Below are 25,203 nucleotides of genomic sequence, written 5' to 3'. Positions count from 1 at the left end.
GAAGGCAAAGGTCGCCGTCCTGATATCGGGCAGCGGCACCAATATGGCCGCCCTGCTCTATGCCAGCCGCGCCGAGGACTGTCCCTACGAGATCGTCCTCGTCGCCAGCAACAGGCCGGATGCGGGCGGCCTCGCCCTGGCAGCGGCCGAGGGCGTCGCCACTTTCGCGCTGAGCCACAAGGGTCTCGGCCGCGACGAGCATGACGCAGCGATGGACGCGGCGATCCGCGAATCCGGCGCCCAATGGGTCGCACTCGCGGGCTACATGCGGATCCTCACCGAGGGATTCGTGGGCCGGTGGAGCGGCCGGATGGTCAATATCCACCCGTCGCTCCTGCCGAAATACACCGGCCTCCACACCCACCAGCGCGCCATCGAGGCGGGGGACAGCCATGGCGGAGTCAGCGTCCACCTGGTCATTCCCGAGCTGGACGAAGGCCCGATCCTGGGCCAGATCCCGGTCGCGATCGTTCCGGGCGACACGGCAGAGGCGCTCGCCTCCCGTGTGCTGATCGCGGAACACCAACTCTACTCGCGTTGCCTGGCCGCTCTGGTCGTGCGCGAATCGAGCCCGGAATGGCTGCTCGAACGCATTCGCGAACGCGCTATGGCCCTGCCCGAAGCCGATGAGATCCAGAGCCATGGCATGCCCTGCTTCGGCGTGATCAAGGGCAAGAAGTTCGCTTACTTCACGTCGAATCACCACGCCGACGGGCGCACGGCGCTGCTGGTGAAGATCAGCGGTCCCGACGAACAGGCGATGCTGATCGAGGGGGATGAAGACCGCTATTTCCGCCCGGCCTATTTCGGCGACGGCTGGATCGGCATCCGCCTGGACCTTGGCCAGAACGACTGGGATGCCATCGGCGGATGGCTGGCGCGTTCCTGGCGGGCGATCGCACCGAAGAAGCTAACCGCCCTGATCGACGCGGCCGACCAGTTCTGATCCTTCGAAGGCTCCGGCAGGAGCCGCTGCGACCTGAACTCAGGCGCCCACCGCCCCTGCATCGCGGATCATCCGGCCAAGCTGGTCGAGCAGACAGAGGCGCTCCTTCTTGAGTTCCTCCAGCCGCATGTCCGACGCGGCCTCGATCTCCGATTCGACGCGCTGGATCGCGCCGTTCACTTCGTCATAGCGGTCGGCAAGCACAGCAAAGTGCCCGCGCGTCGCCTTGAGATGGCGCAGGATCTCGAGATCGTCCGGAAACTCGGAGGCAAGATCGTGGGGCTTGTGACCATGGACCTGTGACATCGGCTCTCCTCTTGATTCGAAACGAATGAAGGCGTGTTCCTGAGCTAGTCTCTCTCGTCCGAACCCGCCTTGCGCCAGATCAAGGCAGCGGCGGCCCCTCGGAATTCGGGTTCATCAGATTTCGGAATAGTCGACTTGCGGCCGGCTTTCGCGCGTGCCCCGGTAACGCTTCTCGGGTTCCTGAGGATCCCCCGCGATCAGAACATAATCGTCATGGACTTCGATCAGCGTGCCGACGAAAGGAAACCCTTCGAGACTGCCGCCCACGCGGTAGCTCACGGTGTCGCCCACCTTGAAGGTCTTCTCGTCGAAATTGAACTCGAACGGACAGACTTCGCCCGTATCGCCCATGCCCTGCATGTCTGCTCTCCTCTTCCGGGCGGCAATCTAGCGCAGAAGCGGAATAGGCCAAATCGAAAAGCACAAACCTCCGCCGCTGGTACGATTGCGACCGGGGACGTTGGTTTTGGGCGGTTCGGCAAGCCCGAAACAAAAAGGCCGCCCTTTGGGGGCGGCCTTTTCAATGTCAATCGAAGCGCGTGCTTCAGCCGACGAGTTCTTCCGGCTTGAAGAAATAGGCGATCTCGATCGCGGCGTTCTCGTCCGAGTCCGAACCGTGGACCGAATTGGCTTCGATCGATTCGGCGAAGGTCTTGCGGATGGTGCCCTCGGCAGCGTCGGCCGGGTTGGTGGCGCCCATCACGTCGCGGTTGCGCTTCACGGCGTCTTCGCCTTCGAGCGCCTGCACGACCACGGGACCCGAGATCATGAACGAGACGAGGTCGTTGAAGAAGGGACGTTCCTTGTGAACGGCGTAGAAGCCTTCAGCCTGTTCCTGCGTCATCTGGATGCGCTTGGAGGCGACGACGCGCAGGCCGGCTTCCTCGAGCATCTTGGTCACGCCGCCGGTCAGGTTGCGGCGAGTGGCGTCGGGCTTGATGATCGAAAAGGTGCGGGTAACCGCCATGGGATGTTCCTTGCAAACTGTAGGGCGAAAAGGGTTATGGTTCTTGCGCGCGCCACTAGCCGGGAACCGGCTTCATCGCAAGGCGCAGGCGATTAACTTACGGTCGTTCCGGATCAACTTCGGCGCGAGAGCCTATCGGCTCGGGATCACCCCGCCTGGACCCAGCGGCCGCCGTCCTGCTTCCAGTAATGATGCTCGACGCCTTCTCTGCCGCGCAGTGCGCGCCAGGTGTCGCGCGCGTGCTGGAGCGTCGATTCGTCGAACAGGAAGAAGGTACGCTCGAAAGCCTCTTCCCCTTCCCGCCACTGGCCATCGGCAATGGCCATGAACCTGGCGCCGTTGGCCGGTTCGGGCGCGTCGGAAATGAGGATCGGCTGCCGATCCTCGCTGCCGTCGCCCGCGAAGCCACTGGCCAGGAAACTCTCCGGCCCGGCCGACCAGAGCGCCTGGCAGATCCGCTGGCGCTGGCCGAGGTCGGCGGAGACGACGAGCAGACGCTCGCCATTCCCCGCCACCTTGCCGGCGATCAGCGCAAGCGCGCTTTCGGCGGGGTCACGACTGAGCTGGTAGAAATCCACGCGCATCGCCGTGTCCCCGCCTTTGCCTTACGCTTCGCCTTTGCCTTACGCTTCGAGGGTGTCGCGAACGAAACGGTCGAGCAGGCGTACGCCGAAGCCCGAAGCGCCCTTGTCCCAGGTCGCGCCCGGCTTGTCGGTCCAGACGGTGCCGGCAATGTCGAGGTGGGCCCAGGGGGTGTCGTTCTCGATGAAGCGCAGCAGGAACTGCGCCGCCGTGATCGAGCCGCCGAAGCGCGGGCCGACGTTCTTGATGTCGGCGATCGGGCTGTCGATCATCTTGTCGTAGTTCGGGCCCATCGGCATGCGCCACAGGCGGTCACCCGAAGCGTCGCCCGCTGCGTTGAGCTGGCCGGCGAGTTCGTCGTTGTTCGAGAACAGGCCCGCATATTCATGCGCCAGCGACAGGATGATGGCGCCGGTCAGCGTGGCGAGATCGACGACCTTGGCCGGCTTGTATTCGCGCTGCACCCAGGTGAGCGCATCGCAGAGAACCAGGCGGCCCTCGGCGTCGGTGTTGATCACTTCGATGGTCTGGCCCGAGAGCGAGGTGACGACGTCACCGGGGCGCTGGGCATTGCCGTCGGGCATGTTTTCCACAAGGCCGCAGACGCCGACCACATTGGCCTTGGCCTTGCGCAGCGCGAGCGCGAGCATGGTGCCGGCCACCGCACCGGCGCCGCCCATGTCCCACTTCATGTCTTCCATGCCGGCTGCCGGCTTGATCGAGATGCCGCCGGTGTCGAACGTCACGCCCTTGCCGACGAAAGCCACGGGTGCTTCACCCGCGGTTCCGCCCAGCCACTCCAGCACGAGCAGGCGCGCGGGACGCACCGAGCCCTGGGCCACGCCGAGCAGCGAACCCATGCCGAGGTCGGCCATTTCCTTCTCGTCGAGCACGCGGACCTTGAGGCCGCTGCCTGCATACTTCGCCTCGCAGCGCGCGACGAAGGATTCGGGATAGATCACGTTGGCGGGCTCGGTCACCAGTTCGCGGGTGAACGACACGCCGGCGACGATCGCCTGCTCGACCGCCCAGACCGCCTCGGTGCCTTCCGGCGCACCGATCACGGCGATGTCCACGAGGCTGGGCTTGGCATCGTCGGCCAGCTTGGTGCGGTAGGTGTCGAGACGCCATCCGCGCAGCACCGCGCCAAGCAGCGCACCGGCAGCTTCTTCGGCCGAAAGGCCCGCGCCGGTCAGGTCCAGGGTCAGCGCCGTCTCGCCCGAGGTCAGGTACTTGCCGACGACAGCCGCACCGGCGCGCTCCACGGCGCCCTTGCGGTCTTTCGCATCGGCCGCGCCGATACCGGCCAGCACCGCGCGCACGACTTTGCCGTCACGCTCTACGAAGCCTTCGAACACCTGTCCGGCCTTGCCGGCGAAACGCGATGCCTTGGCGCCTTCGGCAAGGACCTGCTCGATGTCGGCGGGAATCGAATCCTGATTCACGAAGCGGGCGACGAGACGCGCCGGGGCGGCTGCAGCAGCGTCAAGGAACTGGATATTCATGGGATCTCCTGAATCACGTGGGCGAGCGCCGATGTTGTGCGCTTCGCCGCAACAGCGGATTGCAGTTAGGCACAGGCGGTGCGATAGGCAAGTGATGCTCCCTGCCGTGCCGACCCTGCTGCAAGCCCCCATTCGCCGCTTGCGACCCGTTTCGCTGAGCGTCATGGCCCTCGGAATCGCCGCCTTCGGCCTGCCTTCGCTCGCCTGGGCGCAGGACGTTTCGCGCCCCGTCGACACCGGGCCGATCGAAGGCGCCCCTGCCGCGCCCCCGGCGTCGACGGACGACAACGTGCCGATCGCCTTCGAGGCGGACACCGTCGAATACGACCAGAACGACGAATTCGTGACGGCGACAGGCAATGTCGTGCTGCGCAAGGACCGGCAGTCCGTTCGCGCCGACAAAGTCACCTGGAACCGCAAGACCGGCCAGATCATCGGCAACGGCAACGTCCGCATGGTCGATCAGGACGGCAACCAGCTCTATACCGAAAGCGTCGAGCTGACCGACGAGCTCAAGACCGGCATGATGGAGAACCTGCTGCTGGTCATGCGCCAGGGTGGCCGCCTCGCCGCCAGCAAGGGCGAGCGCATTGCCAACGGCGACGTCGTCCTCCAGCATGCGGCCTATACCGGCTGCGCCGTCGAGAACGACGAAGGCTGCCCCAAGAAACCGACATGGCGCGTGGTCGCCAAGACGGTGGTCTATAGCGAGACCCAGAATCGCGTCCGCTTCAGCGATGCCCGGCTCGAACTGTTCGGCCTCGTCCAGCTTCCGCTGCTGGGCCTTTCTGTCAGCACCAACGGCGGCGCCGTCTCGGGCTTCCTGGTGCCCGACTTGCGGTCGAGCCCGTCGAACGGCATCGAAGTCGCGCAGTCCTATTACTGGAAACTTGCGGAAAACCGCGATCTCACCGGCTCGCTCCACGCCTATACCAAGGCGGCGCCGATGGCCTCGTTCCAGTACCGCGCGCTGACCGACATCGGCGCCTACCAGATCACCGGCTATGCGACTTCCAGCAATCGCATTCCGATCAACAGCAGCAATCCGGATCCCAACCGCGAACGCGCCTTCCGCGGCTATATCTTTGCCAACGGTAAGTTCCAGCTCGACGAGAACTGGAGCATCACCGCCTCGATCCGCCGCGCCACCGACCGCACATTTGTGCGCCGCTACGACATCTCGCGCGACGACCGCCTGCGCTCCTCGATCGAGGTCGAGCGGATCGACCAGGACAGCTACTTCTCGTTCTCGGGCTATGCGACGCAGACCCTGCAGTCTAGCCGCGACCAGGGGCAGATCCCGGTCGCCTTCCCGGTGCTCGACTATCGCCATCGCTTCGACGAATCGCTGCTGGGCGGCAAGATCGAAACCCAGGTCAACACCCTGGGGATCACCCGCGTCGACGGACAGGACACCCAGCGCGCCTTCGCCAGCACCCAGTGGTCGCTGCGCAAGCTGACGGGCATGGGCCAGGAAGTGACCTTGACCGGGCTCGTGCGCGGCGACGTCTACCACTCGGACGAAAACGAACTGTCCACCACCGCGCTCTACCGCGGCCAATCGGGTTGGGAAGGCCGCGGCATCGCGCTGGCGGCGGTCGACGTGAAATGGCCGCTGGTCGGGCAGGTCTTCGGCGGCAGCCAGGTGCTGACCCCCCGCGTCCAGCTCGTCGCCACGCCCAGGATCAAGAACCTCGCGATCCCGAACGAGGATTCGCGGGCGATCGAACTGGAAGATTCCAACCTCTTCGCGCTCAATCGCTTCCCCGGCTACGATCGGTTCGAGGACGGCGTGCGCTTCACCTACGGTTTCGACTGGATGTTCGAGCGCCCGCGCTGGCGCATCAAGTCCACGATCGGCCAGTCGATCCGCCTCAGCAACAAGCCCTCGATCCTGCCCGACGGCACCGGCCTTGCCAGCAAGACCTCGGACATCGTCGGCCGCACCGAAGTGCGCTATCGCAATTTCTTCAACATCATCCACCGCTACCGTGTCGACAAGGACACGCTAGCGGTACGCCGCAACGAGTTCGACATCTCTCTGGGCAACAACCAGACCTACCTCGAACTCGGCTATACCAAGCTGAACCGCGACATCTCGATGGACATCGAGGATTTGAAGGATCGCGAGGAAGTGCGCGCGGCCGGACGCGTGGCCTTTGCCAATTACTGGTCCGTGTTCGGGTCGGCTTCGGTCAACCTGACCGACCAGAACGAGGATCCTATCTACGGTTCGGACGGGTTCCAGCCCCTGCGCTCGCGCCTGGGCATGGCCTACGAAGACGACTGCCTCCAGATTTCGTTCACCTGGCGGCGGGACTACGTGACCTTCGGCGATGCGCGGAAGGGCAACTCATTCCAGCTGGGCTTCGCGCTCAAGAACATCGGCGCCTGGTAAAATCGGTCATGGCTGAGGAGCACAGGCGCGGGCGTTGGCACCGCGGACCAAAGCGGCTATCGGACGTGCTCAGTTTCGGTTAAGCCGCGTGCCGACATAGGGCCGGGAAGCTCCCTCGGCGAATTCTCCATCGAGCGGCATCGGCCGGACGGGTCGAATACGGGATACAGGTCAAGGTGAAAGCAATCCAACGCAACAAGTTCATCAAGCGCGCGGCTCTTGCCTGCGGCGCCGTGGCGGCGACGCTTTCGGCCCACGCTGCTTTCGCCCAGTCCGCCCCCCAGGGCGAGATCGTCATTCCTGACGACGTGAAGATCTTCGGTAACGACAATCCCAACCTGCGCCGCGCGACGGCGGTGGTAAACGGCTCGGTCATCACCGGTACCGACGTCGACCAGCGCCTCGCCCTGATCCTTGCCGCCAACCAGGGCAAGATCAGCGAGGAAGAACAGAAGCGCCTGCGCCTTCAGGTGCTGCGCAACCTGATCGACGAAACGCTCCAGATCCAGGAAGCCAAGGCTGTCGAAGTCTCGGTGGACGATGCCGAGGTAGACCAGTCCTACGCCCGCGTCGCTTCGCAGAACTTCAATCAGAACACCCAGGCGATGGACGCCTATCTCAAGCGCGTCGGCTCCTCGCCGGATTCGCTGAAGCGCCAGATCCGCGGCGAACTTTCGTGGCAGCGCCTGCTTCAGCGCAATGTGCAACCGTTCATCAACGTCTCCGACGATGAAGTGAACGAAGTGATCGACCGCCTCAAGGCGTCGAAGGGCACCGAGGAATACCGTCTGGGCGAGATCTACCTCGCCGCCACGCCGGAATCGCAGCAGCAGGTGGCAACCAACGCCAACCAGATCATGCAGCAGCTGCGCCAGGGCGGCAGCTTCGTGGCCTATGCCCGCCAGTACTCGCAGGCATCGACCGCTTCGGTCGGCGGCGATCTCGGCTGGGTGCGCCTCGGCCAGCTTCCGGGCGAAGTCTCGGAAGCGGTGCGCGACATGCAGGCGGGCCAGCTTGCCGGTCCGATCGAGATTCCGGGCGGCTTCGACATCGTCTACCTGATCGACAAGCGCCAGGTCCTCACCGCCGATCCGCGCGACGCCGTGCTGGCGCTCAAGCAGATCTCGCTGGAATTCCCCAAGGGTATCAGCGAAGCGCAGGCCAATGCCAAGGCCGAGAATTTCGCCAAAACCATCAAGACGGCCAAAGGCTGCGGCGATGTGGAAAAGGTTGCCGCCACCATCGGCGCGCAAGTCGTTGCCAACGACCAGGTGAAGGCCCGCGATCTGCCCGGCCCGATCCAGTCCTCGATCCTGACCCTGTCGCCCGGCGAGACCCTGCCGCCCTTCGGCTCGCTTGCCGAGGGCGTGCGCATCCTGATGCTCTGCGGCCGCGACGATCCGCAAGTCGAATCCGGCCCGAACTTCGAGCAGGTCATGGCGCAGATGGAAGACGACCGCGTCAACAAGCGCGCGCAGATGTACTTGCGCGACCTTCGCCGCGATGCGGTGATCGAATACAACTGACGAACAAGGGGGCGGCACCGATGGCGGCCAATACCAACGGCGCGCCGCCCCTCGCGGTTTCGCTGGGAGACCCGGCAGGAGTCGGACCGGAGCTTTTTGCCCAGGCCTGGGCGGATCGGCACGAAGCAGGATTGTCGCCGTTCTTCGCGGTCGGCGGCGCCGAAGTGCTCAAGGCGGCCGCGCGGAGCCGGGGCTTCGAACTGCCCATAGCCCGCATTGCCAGCGCCGACGAAGCCGCCGCCGTGTTCGGTGCTGCATTGCCGGTTCTGGGCGACGAGGATACGGCCGCCGTGTTCGGCCAGCCCGATCGAAGCGGTGCCGCCCTCGCCCTCCATTCATTGACCCGCGCCACGCAGCTCGCCCTTGCAGGCGAGGCCGGCGCCGTCGTCACGGGGCCTATCGCCAAGTCGAAACTTGCGGAAATCGGCTTTTCGCAGCCCGGCCAAACCGAATTTCTCGCCGATGCCTGCGGCGTTGCCCATGGCGATGCCGTGATGATGTTGGCCGGCCCGAACTTGCGCACCGTGCCGCTGACCGTGCACGTCGCCCTTTCGCAGGTGCCCGCGCTGGTCACGCGCGCCTTGATCGAGAGCAAGGCCCGCATCGTCGCGCAGGCGCTTCGCCGCGACTTCGGGCTATCGCCGGCCCGCCTCGCCATCACCGGTCTCAATCCCCACGCCGGGGAAGACGGCCGCATGGGCCGGGAAGAAATCGAGACGATTGCCCCCGCCATCGCCGCGCTCGCCGCCGAGGGACTGGCCGTAACCGGCCCGCACCCCGCCGACGCCCTGTTCGCTGCGCATGAGCGCGCCAAATTCGACGTGGCGCTCTGCATGTATCACGACCAGGCCCTGGTGCCGATCAAGACGCTGGACTTCGATGCCGGCGTCAATGTTACGCTGGGCCTGCCGATCGTACGAACCTCACCCGATCACGGGACGGCCTTCGGCATCGCCGGGCAGGCCGTGGCCAGTGCCGGAGCCACTATCGCCGCCCTTCGCATGGCCGGGGAATGCGCCGCGCGCAGGCGCCTGCCGGAGACCACTGCATGACTGCCGAACTGCCTCCCCTGCGCGAGGTCATCGCCAAGCACGGCCTTTCGGCCTCCAAGGCGCTCGGCCAGAATTTCCTGTTCGACGAGCAGTTGCTCGATCGGATCGCCGCCATTCCCGGCGGCCTTGAGGGGCAAAAAGTCCTGGAAGTCGGCCCCGGCCCCGGCGGCCTGACGCGCGCCCTGCTGCGCGCCGGCGCTGAAGTGACCGCGATCGAAATGGACCGTCGCTGCCTTCCCGCCCTGGCGGAAGTGGAAGCGGCCTTCCCGGGCAAACTGAAGGTCATAGAGGGCGACGCCATGAAGTTCGCGCCCGCCGACTTGTTCGACGGGCCTTATGCGGTGGTGGCCAACCTGCCCTACAATGTCGGCACCGCGCTGTTCATCGGCTGGCTTTCAGGTCAGGCCTGGCCGCCTCAGTGGTCCTCGCTGACTCTGATGTTCCAGGAAGAAGTCGCCCGCCGCATCGTCGCGGAGCCGGATACTTCGGCTTATGGGCGGCTGGCCGTCCTGGCGCAGTGGCGCGCGAAACCGAAGCTGGCGATGAAAGTTCATCGCAGCGCTTTCACGCCGCCGCCCAAGGTGATGTCCGCCATCGTCCATGTCGTTCCCGGCGAGGCGCCCGAGGGCGTTTCGATGCGGGTGCTGGAGCGCGTCACGGAAGCCGCATTCGGCCAGCGCCGCAAGATGCTGCGTCAGAGCCTGAAAGGCGTGATCGGCGCGCTGGATGCCCTGGAGCGACTCGGTATCGATCCGCAACGGCGTGCCGAGACTTTATCGGTGGCGGAATTCGTCAGCATAGCGCGGGAACTGACGCCGAACTGATCTAGCGTTCGGCGTCGCTCAAACCGGGGTTCGCCGTTTTGGAGAGAACCGCACCCGCCTGCGCTGGTTCGGGCTCGGCGGCGCCGAGACCCGGCTTCACAAGCTGGGCTGCCACCCAGATCGCAACAGCCGCACCAAGCGTCATCAGCATCAGCTGAACGAGGCGACCTGCCAGTCTTCCATCGGACGCCAGCGCCCCGGCCAAGCCCTGATCGCGCGGAAAGCGCAGGGCTTCGACCGCCAGCGCCACCGGCAAGGGTTCATCGTTGCCATTGGCATGGGATGCCGAACGTGCGGCTTCCCGCCCAGCGCGCGCTGCGTCGAGATGCACGACGCTGGATGGGTCGCTCGGTCCGGCGGTGTTACCTTCAGCCGGCACACCGCTTGACGGTGTGCCGGGTATGGCGTGCCCGTGGGCACGGTCGATTCTATGTCTCTTCAACGCCGGGCCCCCCTAGCGAACAATCCTTTGAATAGTGCTTTGGGGCCGATAGATCAAATTAAAGTTAATGCGAGAGTCAGACTTCTGCAAAAAGTTGCAGGCGGACGGCGTCCTTCTTTTTACGGCGCCAGGCATGGAGCAAGGGCTCGGTATAGCCGTTGGGCTGCTCCACGCCCTTGAACACCAGATCGCAGGCCGCGAGGAAGGCGAATGAGCCTTCCCAGTTGCCGGCCATGGGCTCGTAGAGCGGGTCGCCCGCATTCTGGGCGTCGACCTTGGCCGCCATGCGGCGCAGCGAATCCATCACTTGCTCGGCCGAGCAGACGCCGTGAAACAACCAGTTCGCCATGTGCTGGCTGGATATGCGCAACGTGGCGCGGTCCTCCATCAGCCCGACATCGTCGAGGTCGGGAACCTTGGAGCAGCCCACGCCCTGGTCGATCCAGCGAACGACATAGCCGAGCAGACCCTGGGCATTGTTGTCCAGTTCGTCCCGCACTTCCTCTTCGGACCAGTTGGCGCCGTCCGCGAGTGGAACCTGGAGCAGCAGGTCAAGGCTCGGGATCGCGGCCCCTGCCATCTCCTCGCGCAAGCCGAAGACGTCGACCTCGTGATAGTGCATGGCATGAAGCGTCGCAGCCGTGGGGGACGGAACCCAGGCCGTGTTCGCGCCCGTCCGGGGATGGGCGATCTTCTGCTCCAGCATGTCGCGCATCCGGTCCGGCGCAGCCCACATGCCCTTGCCGATCTGGGCAATGCCGGAAAGGCCATGCCGCAGACCGATGGCGACATTGCGCCGTTCATAAGCCGCAATCCACTCGGAGCCCTTGATCGCATTCTTGCGGATCATCGGCCCTGCCCGCATCGAGGTGTGGATCTCGTCCCCGGTGCGATCGAGGAAGCCGGTATTGATGAAGACGATGCGATCCTTCACAGCCTCGATGCAGGCCGCCAGATTGGCGGAAGTGCGCCGTTCCTCATCCATCACGCCGACTTTCACCGTGTAGCGCGGCAGGTCCAGCAAGTCTTCGACGGCATCGAACAGGTCGTTGGTGAAGGCGCATTCCTCCGGGCCGTGCATCTTCGGTTTGACGATGTAGATCGACCGCTCGCGGCTATTGCCGAAGCGCGTCAAACCCTTGACGTCCTGCGCCGAGATCGCGCTGGTCAGGACGGCATCCATGATCCCTTCCGGTATCTCCGAACCGTCCGGCAGCAGGATCGCCGGGTTGGTCATGAGATGGCCGACATTGCGGACGAACAGCAGGCTGCGCCCCGGCAATGCCAGCACTTCGCCGGAAGGCGTGGTGACGGTCCGGTCTCCGGCGAGTTCGCGGGTGCGGGTTTCGCCGCTCTTCTCGAACGTTTCCGTCAGGTCGCCGCGAATCACGCCGAGCCAGTTCGTGTAAGCGGCGAGCTTATCCTCCGCGTCCACTGCGGCGACGGAATCTTCCAGATCGACGATCGTGGTCAATGCCGCTTCCAGCACGATATCGGCAATGCCCATCCGATCCGCGCGCCCGACCTGGCTGGCCGGATCGACGACAATCTCGATGCCGAGCCCGTTCGAGCGGTAGAGGCGTCCCGCCTGTGTCACGCCCACATATTGGCCGGGGTCGGCAAGCGGGGCGCCGAGACTGTCGAGATCGCTCCAACTTCCGGTAGCGAGCGGCAGGGCCTTGTCGAGGAAACGGCGGCCCTGTGCGATCACCGCGGCGCCGCGAACCGGGTCGTAGTCCTTTCCCTGGGCCTGCGCAGCGTCGAGCGCGTCCGTCCCATAGAGCGCGTCATAGAGGCTGCCCCAGCGCGCATTGGCAGCATTGAGCAGGAAGCGCGCGTTGAGCACCGGGACGACAAGCTGCGGTCCGGCCATCGTCGCGATTTCAGGATCGACGCCGCGCGTGCCAATGGAAAACGCGTCCGGTTCCGGCACCAGGTAGCCGATTTCCCGCAGGAAATCCTGGTACTCGGCCTGATCGATGGGCTTTCCCGCGCGCTGGAGATGCCAGGCGTCGATGCTCGCCTGCAAGGCGTCGCGCTGCCTGAGCAGAGCCTTGTTGCGCGGTGCCAGGTCTGCGAGCAGCGCGGCAAATCCGGGCCAGAAGGCGGCGGCGTCCTGCCCGATCGGTGGCAGCACCCGGTCCTCCACGAAACGCGCCAGTGCGGCGTCGACCCGAAGGCCCGAGCGATCAACTCTGTCCGTCATTTTTCCTCGCATTCCCTGCACGCAGACCCATTCGGGCGGGCGGCGACCGTGACATCTGTTCAAGACTGTCCTGGGGAGGATCGGCCATTCTATGCCTCATCGCAAATGCCTTGGCAATCGCGAACGCGGTTTCGCAAGGAAGCTCCGTTACGGTCCCAAAGTGGTACCACGTCGGATCAGCTTACACCTTGCGTCGGAAAGACTTACATAGAAGATTGCTGTCGACGCCGCCCATCGCGGGAACCTCGGGTTGGCCCGGATGTTGCTTCGAATGCGCTGAAGTTCCTGCCGATCGGCACAGGGCAGGACTGGAAGGACTGGAATGCTTCGCAAGATCAGCCGCCTCTTCGTGATCAAGACCCGCTGGGAAGCGTTCATGATCATCTATGCCCTCGCGCTGGGCGCGGTGGAGCGTGGAAGCGTCTACCTCACGCGATTTCCGGGATGGGGCGGCAAGTTGCTGTTCCTGGCCTGCACGGGCGCCGTCTTCATGGCCGGCGCCAAGATACTCGACTGCCTGAAGTTCGAACAGGCGCAGGAACGCGCCGCCGAAAAGACCGAAATCGCATCCGAAACCGATCAGAATTCCATGGCGAGAATCGACGCCGCCTGAGCGCTGTCGTTGTTCGAACAGCCATCCGACCGAAGCCGCGCAGCAGGCGGTTTCGCGGCGATTCTCTTTGATGGGTGAAGGTGGGGTGTTTCTGTTGCAAGGTACACCCCGAACCCCTGGAATCCCTTCTGTTGCCCGGTGGGTCCAACCGCGCTTTAGCTTTGTAACGTCAGGCCGTTAGGCCCTAGAATTACGCGGCGAGAGCGAGTGCTTCGTTGTCGTTGGCACTTGTGAGTTTTGAGCCTTGAACGGGTTACTCAGCCCGAATGAAAACACCGCTTTTCAACACACGTCGATCCTAGTTCGGCCCCGTCATCACCCCTGCGACAACAGGGTTGCCCTGCCGAAAGGCAGGACGGGTGATGGTGGAGCCGCCGGGTACCGCCCCCGGGTCCGCTGTGCCTATTGTACGGCGCAGTTTATCATCATAGCCAACCGAAGCTGGCGAGACCCCATATAGGGCGCCGTACGAAAATGAAAAGGGGGCGGGTTCACCCCTCCCCCTCTTCGTGGAACGTCGCTGTGGAACACGCTCTTTCGCGAATTTCCCCAGCCAATCAGCCTTTCTTCAAGGCGTCGCGGATTTCCGCAAGCAGCTGAACTTCGGTCGGGCCGGTCGGCGCGGCCGGTTCTTCCTTCTTGGGCAGAAGGCGATTGGCCTGCCGCACGATCAGGAAAATCACGAAGGCGAGAATCAGGAAGTTGATGATCGCCGTGAGGAAGGCACCGTAGCCGAACATGGCCACGCCTGCCGCTTTGAGGCCGGCGTACGTCATCGGGCCGGTATAGTCTGCCGGGACGGTGCCCAGCACGACGAACTTGTTGCTGAAGTCGATACCGCCGGTGATGAGGCCGATGAATGGCATGATCACGTCGTCAGTCAGCGAGGCAACGATCTTGCCGAATGCGGCGCCGATGATGACACCGACGGCAAGGTCGAGCACGTTGCCGCGCGCAATGAAAGTCTTGAATTCCTGAAGCATGGGTCGGTTTCCCCTCGATCCTGTGCAGGCCATGGCTGGCCCTGGAGACCTGCCACATCGAAGTTTAGCTAACAATCGGTTGCGGTAAGAAGTTGCATGACGCGACTGTCCTTGAACCGGAACCGCCGCCTGCTATCTATCTGAGCAAGAGACCGTCCATTCAGAACGAGGCGGGGCCGAACGGTCCCGTCGATCAGGAGGATCACGCATGACCCTGTCGAACCTGGCCCGCAAGAGCCGCGCCGTGCTTGCCCTTGCGGCGGCTCTGTCGCTGGCCGCCTGCGGCTTCAACTCGGTTCCGACCAAGCAGGAAGCCGCCAAGGCGAAGTGGGCCGATGTGCAGGCCGCCTTCCAGGAACGCGCCAACCTCGTGCCGAACCTCGCCGCCGTCGCCAAGGGCGCCGCGACGCAGGAAAAGGAGATCCTCACGGGCGTGGTCGAGGCGCGTGCCAAGGCAACCAGCGTGCAGGTCAATGCCGAGGATCTGAATGATCCCGCGAAGATGCAGCAGTTCCAGGCTGCCCAGTCGCAGTTCGGCCAGAGCCTGTCGCGCCTGCTGGTCAGCGTCGAGCAGTATCCCGATCTCAAGTCGATCGTGAACTACCAGATGCTCCAGACCCAGATCGAAGGTCAGGAAAACCGCATTCGCATCTCGGTGCGCGACTACAATGCCGCGGTCCAGGACTACAACACCGAAGTCCGCACGTTCCCGACCATGATCGGCGCCAAGCTGCGCGGTGCAGATCCGCTCGTGCCCTACCAGGCCGCAACGCCGGGCGCGGACGTCGCGCCGAGCCTCGAAGGCAAGATCTGATATCGTGATCCGCGTGAAGGCCGTCCTTGCGGCCATCCTTCTGGCGTTCGGCGCGCTGCTTGCCCAGCAGGTGGCCGCCGCGCCCAGTTTCCCCAAGCTGACCGGGCGCGTGGTCGATGACGCCAAGGTCATCCCGGACGATGTCAAAGCCCGGCTCACGCAAAAGCTGGAGGCGCTGGAGAAGAATTCAGGCCGCCAGCTGGTGGTCGTCACCCTTCCCAGCCTTCAGGGCTACGAGATCTCGGACTACGGCTATCAGCTCGGCCGCGCCTGGGGCATCGGCCAAAAGGGCAAGGACAGCGGCGCGCTGCTGATCGTCGCGCCCAATGAGCGCAAGGTGCGGATCGAGGTCGGCTATGGCCTGGAACCGATCGTTACCGACGGCCTTTCCTTCCTCATCATCAACAACGACATCATCCCGCATTTCAAGCAGGACGATTATCCCGGCGGCATCGAAGCCGGCGCCGACGCTCTGGTCAAGCAGCTGACGCTGCCGCCCGAGGAAGCGCAGAAAGTCGCGGCCGAGGCCGATGCCGCGCGCAAGGATAGCGGCGGCGGATTCCCGATCGGCACGATCGTGTTCATCGTCATCATCGTCTTCTTCGTCGTCCTGCCGATGGTCAACGAGGCGCGCGGCGGCGGTCGGCGCCGGGGCGGCTTCGGCGGCCCGATCATCTGGATGCCCGGCGGTTTCGGCAACGACGATGACGACGATCGCTGGGGCGGCGGTGGCGGATGGGGCGGCGGCGGCGGCTTCGGAGGTGGCGGAGGTTTCTCGGGCGGCGGCGGCAGCTTCGGCGGCGGCGGCGCGAGCGGCAGCTGGTAGGGGGACGAGACAATGGCATTACCCATCTACCTCTCCGACGAGGACCATGCGCGGATCAGCGCCGCCGTGGGCGAAGCGGAAATGCACAGCGCCGGCGAAATCGTCACCGTCCTGGCAGACCGTTCGGACGGCTATACTGACGTGGCCCTTGCATGGTCGGCGATCGTGGCGTTTCTCGCCCTGGCCGCGCTGGTAATCGCTCCGGAATTCTACATGGGCCTCTACGAGCGGCTGCTGGCCGACTGGGGGCACGAATGGACCCCGCGCATGATCGTCGGCCTGGCTGCCGGTGTGGCTGCGATCAAGTTCGGCGCCATGCTGCTGCTGCAGCTCTGGCCGCCGCTCAAGTTCTGGCTAGTGCCTCCGCAGATCAAGACCATGCGCGTCCATGCCCATGCGGTTCGCGCTTTCCGCATCGGCGCGGAGCAGCGGACGACGGGGCGAACCGGCGTCCTCATCTACCTCTCCATGCGCGAGCACCGGGCCGAAATCGTGGCCGACCGCGCCATTGCCGCGAAAGTGGATCCCGAGGTCTGGGGCCAGGCCATGGCGGCCATGCTCGCCCATGTCGGCGATGGGCGGATCTGCGACGGCATGATCGTCGCCGTCGGCAAAGTCGGCGCGATTCTTTCCGAACATTTCCCTCGCGCCGATGACGACGTGAACGAACTTCCCGACAGGCTAATCGAAATATGACTGATATCTCCACGCTGCCCCTGCCCCCGGACGCCGATGCGGCGGATGAGATCATGTGGCAGGGCAGGTTCATCACCGCCCGCAAGCGCGGCCGCTGGGAATATGTCAGCCGCGCCAGGGGCATCCGCGCCGCGGTGATCCTGGCCGTCGATCCGCATGACCATGTCATCCTGGTGGATCAATACCGCGTGCCGCTGGGCAAGCGCTGCATTGAATTGCCGGCGGGGCTGGTCGGCGATCACGACGAGAGCGCCGATGAAGATGCCAGCGTAGCTGCTGCCCGCGAGCTGGAAGAAGAAACCGGCTATCACGCAGGCCGCATGGAAAATCTGGGCGAGTTCTTTTCCTCCCCCGGCATGGTCAGCGAAAGCTTCACGCTGTTCCGCGCGCACGATCTGGTGAAAGTAGGCGAAGGCGGCGGCGTCGATAGCGAAGACATCGTGGTCCGCCGCGTGCCGCTCGCCGGGATCGAGCAGGCCATCGCAGACTGGCGCGCGCAAGGCTACGCCATGGACGTGAAGCTCCTCATGCTGCTGGGCGCGCGGCTGTTGGGCTGATCGTGAAAACACGGTTCGGCGTCTGTCAACGCAAGGCGCGCTACGCCAGCGAGGCGGCGGCGCTGGAAGTGGCGCAAAAGGCCGATGTCGTTCTGCGGCCCTATCGCTGCCCGCTCTGCCGGCAATATCACCTGACCAGCCGAACCAAGGGAATGCGGGTTCCGCGTTTCCTGCTGGAGCGGGCGGAAGGGGGCAAGGGGGCCTAGCAACCCGCCCCCGATTGGCGGCCCCGCCCTTCTCGCCTCCCGATCCTCGCCCTCATGACCGGAAAAGTTCCGTCACGGCAAGCGATGGGATCAAGGTGAAAGTTCAGGCCGGGGCCGCTTTGGGCATAACGGAATTCAGAGCGTGGTGAAGATCGCTCCAAAGTCCTTGCCGCCGTTTCCGGCCTCGACGAACGCCTCGTAGATCCTGGTGGCGTGCTCACCCATCGGCACGGCGGCGCCGGAGGTTTCGGCTCCCGCCATCGCCAGACGCAGGTCCTTGAGCATGAGCGCCGAGGCGAAACCGCCCGCGTAGCCGTTGTCCGCAGGGCTCGTCGCGCCAACGCCGGGCATTGGCGTATAGTCGTTAAGCGACCAGCAGTAGCCGGTGGCCTTGGAGCTGATCTCGTAGAATGTCTGGGGATCGAGCCCCGCTTTTTCGGCCAGGGCCAGCGCCTCGCAGGTGCCGATCATATGGATCGCCAGCAGCATGTTGTTGCACATCTTGGCGACCTGGCCTGCGCCCGTTTCACCGGCATGGATAACCGCCTTGGCCATCGGTTCCAGCACGGCGCGGGCGCGCTCGAAGGCTGTTTCGCTGCCGCCGACCATGAACGTGAGAGTGCCGCCATTGGCCGCCGCGATCCCTCCCGAGACCGGCGCATCGACCATTTCATACCCGGCCGCCTGCGCCAGTTCCACGACTTCGCGCGCAGTGGCGAGGTCGATGGTCGAGCAGTCGAGGAAAAGCGCGCCCTTGGGAGCGTTTCCGAACACTTCGGCGGTGTAGACCGATCGGACGATCGCACCGTTGGGGAGCATGGTCACGACCGCTTCCGCGTCCGCGACGGCTTCGGAAACCGTCGCTGAAATCGAACAGCCCTGTTCCGCCGCCTTGCCGGTGGCTTCCGGCGAAAGGTCGAAGGCGGTCACGGCATGCCCAGCCTTCACGAGGTTCGCGGCCATGCCGCCGCCCATGTTGCCCAGACCGATGAAGGCGATTTTCATGACGTTCTCTCCCAAGTTTGAGACCGCTGGCCATCCGTTACCATCGGCCGGGCACCCAAGCGCCTCGCTGCATTCTTGCGCGGCTGGGCCAGCGGTCCCCGGTCACGCCGGGACGACATCCGACCCGCCACGGCGGCCTTAGCGGCCTTTCCAGACGCCGGGGCGCTTCTCGACGAAAGCGGCCATGCCCTCGGCCTTGTCCTCGGTGGCGGTGAGCACCTGGAACAGGCGGCGCTCCATGATGAGGCCGGTGTCGAGCGTGGTCTCGAAAGCGAGGTTGACCATTTCCTTGTTCATCATGGCGGCCAGCGGCGGCATCCCGGCAATCGCTTCGGCGGCCTTCAGCGCTTCGCCGAGGAGTTGGTCCTGCGGCACCACGCGGCTGACCAACCCCGAACGCTCGGCCTCCGCGGCATCCATCATGCGGCCGGTCAGGCACATGTCCATGGCCTTGGACTTGCCGACCGCACGGGCCAGACGCTGCGAACCGCCCATGCCGGGCGCCACGCCCAGCTTGATCTCTGGCTGGCCGAATTTCGCGTTTTCAGAGGCGATGATGAAGTCCGCCATCATGGCCAGTTCACAGCCGCCGCCAAGTGCGAAGCCGTTGACAGCAGCGATCCACGGCTTGCGGGTGGTCTTGACGATCTGCGCGGTCCAACCGGCGAAGAAGTCTTCCGAGTAGAACTCGGCGCCGGGCTTTTCGACCATCTCCTTGATGTCAGCGCCTGCAGCGAAGGCCTTTTCACCCGAGCCGGTGATGACGGCGCAGCCCTGGCTCTTGTCCGCCTCGAAGGCGGCGAAGGCCGTTATCAACTCGCCCAGTACCGATGAATTCAGGGCATTGAGCGCCTGCGGACGGTTGAGCGTGATGAGAGTGACGTTGCCCCTCGTTTCGACCAGGATCGTTTCGTAGCTCATCGGAAGTCCCTTCAGGTATTCGCTTCGATATCGGCGATCAGCGCGGCAAGATGGGCCGGGCTGGCATGTTCGTGCGCCTCGTCACGCGAGGTCGGCGTGTTGTCGTAAGGGATCGGCTCGTCGAACTGGTCCGCAGCCAGATCCCAGAACCGGCCGTCCACCCGGTTGTAGAAGTGAGTGCCGCCCTTGGTCGCGGTCTTGAAGATGTCCCCGCCGAAGTAGTGCTGCACGGCCAGCGCCGTCACCGCGCACTGATTGCGCGCGGGGTTAGCGGGATCGAATGGATCGGGGATGGAAGCGGCGGACCAGGATTTCTTGACGACGTGGTAGAGTTCAATCGGCGTCGGGAACGTCAAATCGGCCTCCACTCGTCTTCGGGGGCGAGCGGCGCGAAAATCGCGTCCAGCATATCCTCGGTCACGTCTTCGGGCGTCGACGGGTTCCACTTCGGCGCGTGGTCCTTGTCCACGATCACGGCGCGCACCCCTTCGGCGAAGTCGGGCAGGACCAGCACGTGACTGCCGATGCGGTACTCCATCGCCATGTTCTGCGCGAAATTGTCGAGGGTCAGCGAGGTGGCGAGCTGGCGCAGCGCGATCTTGCAGGCCTGCGGGCTCTTGGTGCGCAGCGTGGCGAGTTCCCGTGCGGCCCATTCGCTGTCGTCGCTTTCCAGCGAAGCGAGCACCTGCTCCAGCGTGTCGAAGGCGAAATGCTTGCGGATCTGCGCGGCGTGGGCGGCGATCCTGGGCTCGGGCGCCTTGTCGGAAAGCGCGCCGAGCACACCACCGATCTCATGGCCCGCGGCGATGCGGCGCTTGGCTTCGGGAAGCGCCTCGCTGGGCAGGTAGTGCGTCGCAAGGCCCGCCCAGAGGCATTCCGCGCCATCCAGCCGCGCGCCGGTCAGCGCCAGGAACTGGCCGAGCCTGCCGTCCAGCCGCGAGAGGTACCAGCCGCCGCCGACATCGGGGAAAAGGCCGATCCCGGTCTCGGGCATGGCGAAACGGGTGTGCTCCGTCGCCACCCGGAAGGGCGCGGGCTGCGAAATGCCGACGCCGCCGCCCATGGTCACGCCGTCCATGAATGCGACGACCGGCTTGTCGTAAATGAAGAGCTGGTGGTTGAGCTGGTATTCGGCACGGAAGAAGCGACGCCCCTCTATCCCGTGGTCTTCAAGGGCCGACCGGCGCAGCAGGTTGATGTCTCCGCCCGAGCAGAAGCCTCGACCCTCGCTGTGCTCGATCATGATCGCCTTCACCTCGGCATCGTCCGCCCAGGCCGCTAGCGCGTGGCTCATCGATTCGCTCATGCCCAGAGTGAGCGCGTGAATCGCCTTGGGCCGGTTGAGCGAGATGATCCCGGCCACACCATCGCGCCGGGTGAGGATTTCGGCGTCCAAACCACCAGCAGGCACGGCATCGGCAGGGAGGGTATCTCCAGACAGCGAATCGGTAGTCATGTCCTCGTGCCCCTTACTTGAGCAGGTCGCGGCCGATGATCATCCGCATGACCTCGTTGGTGCCTTCGAGGATACGATGGACGCGAAGGTCGCGCCAGAACCGCTCGATGGGATAGTCGCGAAGATAACCGTATCCACCGAAGAGTTGCAGGGCGCGGTCGACGACCGAGGAGCCGGTGTCGCTGGCCATCATCTTGGCCATGGCGGCAAAGCGGGTCTTGTCGGGCGCGCCGGCGGTGACCTTGGCGGCGGCAAGATAGAGCAGCGCGCGGGCTGCCTCCAGTTCGGCGGCCATGTCGGCAAGCCGGAACTGGGTGTTCTGGAATTCGGCAATGGGCTGGTCGAACTGCTTGCGGTCCTTCACATATTGAACCGCCTCATCGAGGCAGCGCTGCGCGCCGCCCAGCGAACAGGCACCGATGTTGAGGCGCCCGCCATCGAGACCGGCCATGGCGAACTTGAAGCCGTCCCCCTCGGCGCCGACGCGGTTTTCGGCCGGGATGCGGGCATCTTCGAAGATCACCTGCGCAGTGGGCGAGGCATTCCAGCCGAGCTTCTTCTCCGGCGCGCCGAAGGAGACACCGGGCGTGTCCTTGTCCACGACGAAGCACGAAATCCCGCGCGACTTGTGATCGCCCGTACGTGCCATCACGACGTAGACGTCGTTGTAGCCCCCGCCGGAAATGAACTGCTTGGTGCCGTTGAGAACGTAGTGATCGCCTCCGGCATCCTGGACCAGCCGCGCGGTCGTCTTCAACGCGGCCGCGTCGGAGCCGGAGCCCGGTTCTGTCAGGCAGTAAGAGCCGATCTTCTCCATGGAGCAGAGGTCAGGAAGATAGCGATCCTTGAGCTGCTGGTCGCCGAACCTGTCGATCATCCAGGCGACCATGTTGTGGATCGAGATATAGGCGCTGGTTGCCGGGCAGCCGTAGGACATGGCCTCCATGATGAGCGCCGCGTCCAAGCGGCCGAGGCCGATGCCGCCGCTTTCCTCGGACACGTAGATCGCCCCGAAGCCAAGCTCGCCCGCCGCTTTCCAGACATCGACCGGATAGTGGTGCTTCTCGTCCCACTCGGCAGCATAGGGCGTGATGCGGTCGGCAGTGAACTTGCGTGCGGTCTCCTGGATCGCAAGCTGGTCCTCGGTCAGCCCAAACTGTTCGGTCATCTCTGTTCTGTTCCTGGCAGGTGCGGTGGGGTGCTTCTAGGGGCACTTTGCATAAGTGAGCGTACCGGGCATCGCGTCCGGTCCGGTGTCCTTGCGGACAAGAGTCTTGCCGCCGTCGGGCGAGCGCAGGGCCACGTCAAGGTTCCAGCTCTGCCCTTCGCCGGTGAAGGCGAATTCGCCCTCCAGAGCCGTCGCGGAGCCGGACTTGATAGTGCCGAGCTTGGCCACTGATTCGTAGAACTTCAACGTATCGGCGTCGACCGTCAGCAGGCCTTTGGCATCACCCCTGGTGCTGGTGCAATCGGCATCGACGAGACCCCAGCGGCCCTGCAGGGCGGCGGGTATCGCCGAAGGCACCGCAGCCGGCTCCGATGAGGCAGAGCCGCCACCCGAGGATGGCGCCGTGGCACCGGGCGCCGGCTCCGGAAGCGTGGTCGCGGTTTCCTCGGCCGTGGGCTTGGCCGGCTCTTTCGAGCAGGCGGCGAGACCGAGGGCAAGCAGCGAGACGGTCAGGGCCGGGGCCAGTGCATTGCCGATCTTCATCATCGAGCGACCTTCCTTTTCTGCGGACGTTCCCGAGGAAACACCTGCAGTCCCTACCCTGTTCCGCGCTCCGGTCCCTGCCAATCGTCAGGCCATGGTCGGGATGATGAAGGCGCTGTCGCCCGCACCGCCATCCGGCCAGCGCTGGGTCACCGTCTTCACCTTGGTCCAGAAGCGGACGCCTTCCATGCCGTACTGGTTGTGATCGCCGAAGGCCGAGCGCTTCCAGCCGCCGAAGCTGTGGTAGCTGACCGGCACCGGGATCGGCACGTTCACGCCGACCATGCCCACTTGCACGCGCTGGACGAATTCACGCGCGGCGTGGCCGTTGCGGGTGAAGATGGCGACGCCGTTGCCGTACTGGTGCCTGGAGGGCAGCTCCACCGCTTCCTCGAAGCTCTTGGCGCGGACGATCTGCAGCACCGGGCCGAAGATCTCTTCCTTGTAGGCGCTCATCTCGGTGGTGACATGGTCGAACAGCGACGGGCCGACGAAGAAGCCTTCCTCATAGCCCTGCAGCGAGAAGCCGCGACCGTCCACCACCAGTTCGGCGCCTTCGTCGACCCCGGTCTGGATCCAGTTCTCGATCTTCTGCTTGTGGACGGCGGTGACGACCGGGCCGTACTGCGCTTCGGGATCGTTGGACACGCCGACCTTGAGCTTGTCGATCGCGGCGACCAACTTCTCGCGGAGCAGATCTGCGGTTTCGTCACCCACCGGAACGGCCACCGGCAGCGCCATGCAGCGTTCGCCCGCCGAACCATAGGCGGCGCCCATGATGTCGTTCACGGCCTGGTCCATGTCCGCGTCGGGCATGACGATGGCGTGGTTCTTCGCGCCGCCCATCGCCTGCACGCGCTTGCCGGCGGCAACGCCGCGCTCATAGACATAGTGAGCGATGTCGGACGAGCCGACGAAGCTGACAGCGGCAATGCCGGGATGATCGAGGATCGCGTCGACCATTTCCTTGTCGCCATGGACCACCTGCAGAACGCCCTCGGGCGCGCCGGCTTCCAGGAACAGTTCGGCAAGGCGGTTGGGAACCGAGGGATCGCGCTCGGAGGGCTTGAGGATGAAGGTATTGCCCACCGCGACGGCCGGAGCGAACATCCACATCGGGATCATCGCCGGGAAGTTGAACGGGGTGATGCCCGCCCCGACGCCGAGCGGCTGGCGCATCGAATAGACGTCGATCCCCGGGCCGGCGCCCTGGGTATATTCGCCCTTCAGCATATGCGGGATGCCGCAGCAGAACTCGACGACCTCAAGCCCGCGCTGGATGTCGCCCTTGGCGTCGTCCACGACCTTGCCATGCTCGGAGGCCAGCATTTCTGCCAGCGCCTGCATATTCTGTTCGATCAGTTCCTTGAACTTGAACAGCACGCGGGCGCGGCGCTGCGGGTTGGTGGCGGCCCACTTGACCTGCGCTTCCTGCGCGGTGGCCACGGCACGGTCGAGCAGGGCCTTGTCGCCAAGCGGGACCTGGGCCTGAACCTGGCCGGTGCTGGGGTTGAAGACGTCACCCATGCGGGCGGCCGATCCGCCGCTTCCGCCGACAACGACGTGGTCAATCAGGCGCATTCCTCATCCTTTCGCATTGTCTTCGACGGCACTCACGGTGCGCTTTCCACGTTAGGTGGTCCCGGTCCGATTTGCAGGCAAGCTGAAAATACGCCATCGATAACTGCACATTTGCAGCCCCGAGGACCATTTCCCGCAGTGACGATACCTTGACGATACCTTTTGGGACGATGCCCTCGATCGACTGGAGCGACTACCAGGCCTTTCTCGCCATCGCCCGGGCGGGACAGCTCGCGGGTGCCGCCCGCACGCTGGGCGTGGATCCCACGACGGTCGGCCGCCGGTTGCGCCGGCTCGAAGCCTCGCTGGGCACTGCCCTGTTCGAACAGACCCGCAGCGGCCAGGAACTGACCGAGGCGGGAGAAGCGCTGCTGTCCTCGGTGGAAGCCATGGCCAGCGCCGCCGGACGCATCGCGGAACAGGCCGGCGGGAACGACGGGCTTTACGGCACCTTGCGGATCAGCACGTCCGAGGGCTTCGGGTGCTGGTTCCTGGCCCGCCACTTGCCACGCTTCCAGGCCGCGCATCCGCGGCTCGCCATCGACCTCGTCGCCTCCAGCGGCTTTCTCAGTCCCACCCGGCGCGAGGCGGATGTCGCTATCATGCTGTCGCGCCCGCGCACCGGGCCGCTGGTGGCGCACAAGCTGTCGGACTACACGCTCGCGCTTTACGGCACGCACGATTACCTCGCGGCCCACGGTACGCCCTCGCGGCCGGCTGACCTGCTGGATGGCCATGCGCTGGTCGGTTATATCCCGGACCTCATCTACTCCCCCGAACTGCGCTATCTCGACGAAATCCAGCCCGGCCTGAAGGCGGCGATCCGCTCCCCCAGCATCACCGCGCAGCAAAGCTTGGTGGCCAGCGGTGCCGGACTGGGCGTGCTGCCCTGCTTCATGGCCGAATCCGATCCCCGCCTGGTGGCCGTGCTGCCGGAAAAGCGCATCCTGCGCAGCTTCTGGTTCGTCACGCATCAGGACATCCGCAAGTTGCCGCGGGTCGTGGCATTTCGCCAGTGGCTTGACGAAACCGCCCTGCGCATGGAGGGGATACTGAAGCCCTGACTTGCCCAAGGCTCCA

General features: G+C 64.9%; 27 protein-coding genes and 1 other RNA gene. 12 read left to right on the top strand and 16 right to left on the bottom strand.

Annotated features, from left to right (window positions below; translation table 11 throughout):
* Positions 1-43: 43 nt before the first annotated feature.
* A complete protein-coding gene (gene purN / locus AC1VV3_RS01505) occupies positions 44-946 on the top strand; it encodes a phosphoribosylglycinamide formyltransferase (protein WP_465128242.1) in 903 nt (300 codons plus the stop codon).
* Positions 947-985: 39 nt separating this feature from the next.
* Here the strand turns inward: purN and AC1VV3_RS01500 are convergent, their stop codons facing one another.
* The 5 genes from AC1VV3_RS01500 to AC1VV3_RS01480 all read right to left on the bottom strand — a co-directional run bounded on the left by AC1VV3_RS01500 (position 986) and on the right by AC1VV3_RS01480 (position 4,306).
* The gene (locus AC1VV3_RS01500) at positions 986-1,252 is read right to left on the bottom strand and encodes an HP1242/YdcH family protein (protein WP_431566574.1); all 267 of its coding nucleotides are present in this window, start codon (positions 1,250-1,252) and stop codon (positions 986-988) included.
* Positions 1,253-1,366: 114 nt separating this feature from the next.
* Positions 1,367-1,612, bottom strand: a complete 246-nt coding sequence (locus tag AC1VV3_RS01495) for a hypothetical protein (RefSeq protein ID WP_132262443.1) — start codon at positions 1,610-1,612, stop codon at positions 1,367-1,369.
* A gap of 184 nt (positions 1,613-1,796) precedes the next feature.
* On the bottom strand, positions 1,797-2,219 hold the full coding sequence (ndk, locus tag AC1VV3_RS01490) for a nucleoside-diphosphate kinase (RefSeq protein WP_132262441.1): 423 nt from the start codon (positions 2,217-2,219) through the stop codon (positions 1,797-1,799).
* 146 nt (positions 2,220-2,365) lie between these two features.
* The gene (locus AC1VV3_RS01485; protein WP_431566573.1) at positions 2,366-2,803 is read right to left on the bottom strand and encodes a DNA polymerase III subunit chi; all 438 of its coding nucleotides are present in this window, start codon (positions 2,801-2,803) and stop codon (positions 2,366-2,368) included.
* A 39-nt stretch (positions 2,804-2,842) separates the two neighbouring features.
* Positions 2,843-4,306, bottom strand: a complete 1,464-nt coding sequence (locus AC1VV3_RS01480) for a leucyl aminopeptidase (protein ID WP_132262437.1) — start codon at positions 4,304-4,306, stop codon at positions 2,843-2,845.
* 94 nt (positions 4,307-4,400) lie between these two features.
* On the opposite strand from AC1VV3_RS01480, the gene AC1VV3_RS01475 reads away from it, so the two are divergent.
* From AC1VV3_RS01475 to rsmA, 4 genes are all read left to right on the top strand, one after another.
* Positions 4,401-6,704: an LPS-assembly protein LptD gene (locus tag AC1VV3_RS01475; RefSeq protein ID WP_134092785.1), complete on the top strand. Its 2,304-nt coding sequence runs from the start codon at positions 4,401-4,403 to the stop codon at positions 6,702-6,704.
* A gap of 176 nt (positions 6,705-6,880) precedes the next feature.
* Positions 6,881-8,230 (top strand): peptidylprolyl isomerase, encoded by a 1,350-nt coding sequence (locus AC1VV3_RS01470; protein WP_431566572.1) that lies wholly within the window; start codon positions 6,881-6,883, stop codon positions 8,228-8,230.
* A 20-nt stretch (positions 8,231-8,250) separates the two neighbouring features.
* Positions 8,251-9,282, top strand: a complete 1,032-nt coding sequence (pdxA, locus tag AC1VV3_RS01465) for a 4-hydroxythreonine-4-phosphate dehydrogenase PdxA (protein ID WP_482961940.1) — start codon at positions 8,251-8,253, stop codon at positions 9,280-9,282.
* On the top strand, positions 9,279-10,106 hold the full coding sequence (gene rsmA / locus AC1VV3_RS01460) for a 16S rRNA (adenine(1518)-N(6)/adenine(1519)-N(6))-dimethyltransferase RsmA (RefSeq protein WP_314468047.1): 828 nt from the start codon (positions 9,279-9,281) through the stop codon (positions 10,104-10,106). The genes pdxA and rsmA overlap by 4 nt, the downstream gene beginning before the upstream one ends.
* Position 10,107: 1 nt before the next feature.
* On the opposite strand, the gene AC1VV3_RS01455 is transcribed toward rsmA, so the two are convergent.
* Complete coding sequence (locus tag AC1VV3_RS01455; protein ID WP_465128079.1) at positions 10,108-10,548, bottom strand: hypothetical protein; 441 nt, start codon at positions 10,546-10,548, stop codon at positions 10,108-10,110.
* 76 nt (positions 10,549-10,624) lie between these two features.
* A complete protein-coding gene (locus AC1VV3_RS01450) occupies positions 10,625-12,754 on the bottom strand; it encodes a malate synthase G (RefSeq protein ID WP_431566569.1) in 2,130 nt (709 codons plus the stop codon).
* A gap of 322 nt (positions 12,755-13,076) precedes the next feature.
* On the opposite strand from AC1VV3_RS01450, the gene AC1VV3_RS01445 reads away from it, so the two are divergent.
* The gene (locus tag AC1VV3_RS01445; protein ID WP_134092780.1) at positions 13,077-13,367 is read left to right on the top strand and encodes a hypothetical protein; all 291 of its coding nucleotides are present in this window, start codon (positions 13,077-13,079) and stop codon (positions 13,365-13,367) included.
* Between the two features lie 117 nt (positions 13,368-13,484).
* Here AC1VV3_RS01445 and ssrA read toward each other — a convergent pair.
* Positions 13,485-13,852, bottom strand: a transfer-messenger RNA (tmRNA) gene (ssrA, locus tag AC1VV3_RS01440).
* Positions 13,853-13,924: 72 nt separating this feature from the next.
* Entirely contained in the window at positions 13,925-14,350 is a 426-nt protein-coding gene (gene mscL, locus AC1VV3_RS01435; RefSeq protein WP_132262421.1) for a large conductance mechanosensitive channel protein MscL, read from the bottom strand.
* Between the two features lie 208 nt (positions 14,351-14,558).
* Here mscL and AC1VV3_RS01430 point away from each other — a divergent pair, with 208 nt between their 5' ends.
* The 5 genes from AC1VV3_RS01430 to AC1VV3_RS01410 are packed head-to-tail and all read left to right on the top strand — an operon-like array spanning position 14,559 to position 17,449.
* A complete protein-coding gene (locus AC1VV3_RS01430) occupies positions 14,559-15,164 on the top strand; it encodes a LemA family protein (RefSeq protein ID WP_132262419.1) in 606 nt (201 codons plus the stop codon).
* 13 nt (positions 15,165-15,177) lie between these two features.
* Entirely contained in the window at positions 15,178-15,990 is an 813-nt protein-coding gene (locus AC1VV3_RS01425) for a TPM domain-containing protein (protein WP_314468191.1), read from the top strand.
* Positions 15,991-16,002: 12 nt separating this feature from the next.
* On the top strand, positions 16,003-16,686 hold the full coding sequence (locus tag AC1VV3_RS01420) for a TPM domain-containing protein (protein ID WP_132262415.1): 684 nt from the start codon (positions 16,003-16,005) through the stop codon (positions 16,684-16,686).
* Positions 16,683-17,243 carry an NUDIX hydrolase gene (locus tag AC1VV3_RS01415; RefSeq protein WP_132262413.1) on the top strand — a complete coding sequence of 187 codons (561 nt, stop codon included), beginning with the start codon at positions 16,683-16,685 and terminating at the stop codon, positions 17,241-17,243. The genes AC1VV3_RS01420 and AC1VV3_RS01415 overlap by 4 nt, the downstream gene beginning before the upstream one ends.
* Positions 17,244-17,245: 2 nt before the next feature.
* Positions 17,246-17,449: a hypothetical protein gene (locus AC1VV3_RS01410; protein WP_431566568.1), complete on the top strand. Its 204-nt coding sequence runs from the start codon at positions 17,246-17,248 to the stop codon at positions 17,447-17,449.
* A gap of 135 nt (positions 17,450-17,584) precedes the next feature.
* Here the strand turns inward: AC1VV3_RS01410 and mmsB are convergent, their stop codons facing one another.
* The 7 genes from mmsB to AC1VV3_RS01375 all read right to left on the bottom strand — a co-directional run bounded on the left by mmsB (position 17,585) and on the right by AC1VV3_RS01375 (position 24,123).
* Entirely contained in the window at positions 17,585-18,454 is an 870-nt protein-coding gene (gene mmsB, locus AC1VV3_RS01405) for a 3-hydroxyisobutyrate dehydrogenase (protein ID WP_134092776.1), read from the bottom strand.
* A gap of 138 nt (positions 18,455-18,592) precedes the next feature.
* On the bottom strand, positions 18,593-19,375 hold the full coding sequence (locus tag AC1VV3_RS01400; RefSeq protein ID WP_431566567.1) for an enoyl-CoA hydratase-related protein: 783 nt from the start codon (positions 19,373-19,375) through the stop codon (positions 18,593-18,595).
* 11 nt (positions 19,376-19,386) lie between these two features.
* Positions 19,387-19,731 (bottom strand): YunG family protein, encoded by a 345-nt coding sequence (locus AC1VV3_RS01395; protein WP_314468059.1) that lies wholly within the window; start codon positions 19,729-19,731, stop codon positions 19,387-19,389.
* Positions 19,728-20,831 carry an enoyl-CoA hydratase/isomerase family protein gene (locus tag AC1VV3_RS01390; protein WP_431566566.1) on the bottom strand — a complete coding sequence of 368 codons (1,104 nt, stop codon included), beginning with the start codon at positions 20,829-20,831 and terminating at the stop codon, positions 19,728-19,730. The genes AC1VV3_RS01395 and AC1VV3_RS01390 overlap by 4 nt, the downstream gene beginning before the upstream one ends.
* 13 nt (positions 20,832-20,844) lie before the next feature.
* Positions 20,845-21,999, bottom strand: coding sequence for an acyl-CoA dehydrogenase family protein (locus tag AC1VV3_RS01385; RefSeq protein ID WP_132262405.1), 1,155 nt, complete (start codon positions 21,997-21,999; stop codon positions 20,845-20,847).
* A gap of 36 nt (positions 22,000-22,035) precedes the next feature.
* The gene (locus tag AC1VV3_RS01380; protein ID WP_431566565.1) at positions 22,036-22,545 is read right to left on the bottom strand and encodes a hypothetical protein; all 510 of its coding nucleotides are present in this window, start codon (positions 22,543-22,545) and stop codon (positions 22,036-22,038) included.
* Between the two features lie 84 nt (positions 22,546-22,629).
* The gene (locus tag AC1VV3_RS01375) at positions 22,630-24,123 is read right to left on the bottom strand and encodes a CoA-acylating methylmalonate-semialdehyde dehydrogenase (RefSeq protein WP_431566564.1); all 1,494 of its coding nucleotides are present in this window, start codon (positions 24,121-24,123) and stop codon (positions 22,630-22,632) included.
* Positions 24,124-24,293: 170 nt separating this feature from the next.
* Between AC1VV3_RS01375 and AC1VV3_RS01370 the strand changes: the two genes are divergently transcribed.
* Positions 24,294-25,187 carry a LysR family transcriptional regulator gene (locus AC1VV3_RS01370; protein ID WP_132262399.1) on the top strand — a complete coding sequence of 298 codons (894 nt, stop codon included), beginning with the start codon at positions 24,294-24,296 and terminating at the stop codon, positions 25,185-25,187.
* The last annotated feature ends 16 nt before the right edge of the window (positions 25,188-25,203 follow it).

It is taken from the genome of Novosphingobium sp. BL-S-34 (genome assembly GCF_056857015.1).
This window is presented reverse-complemented; position numbering and strand designations above follow the sequence as displayed.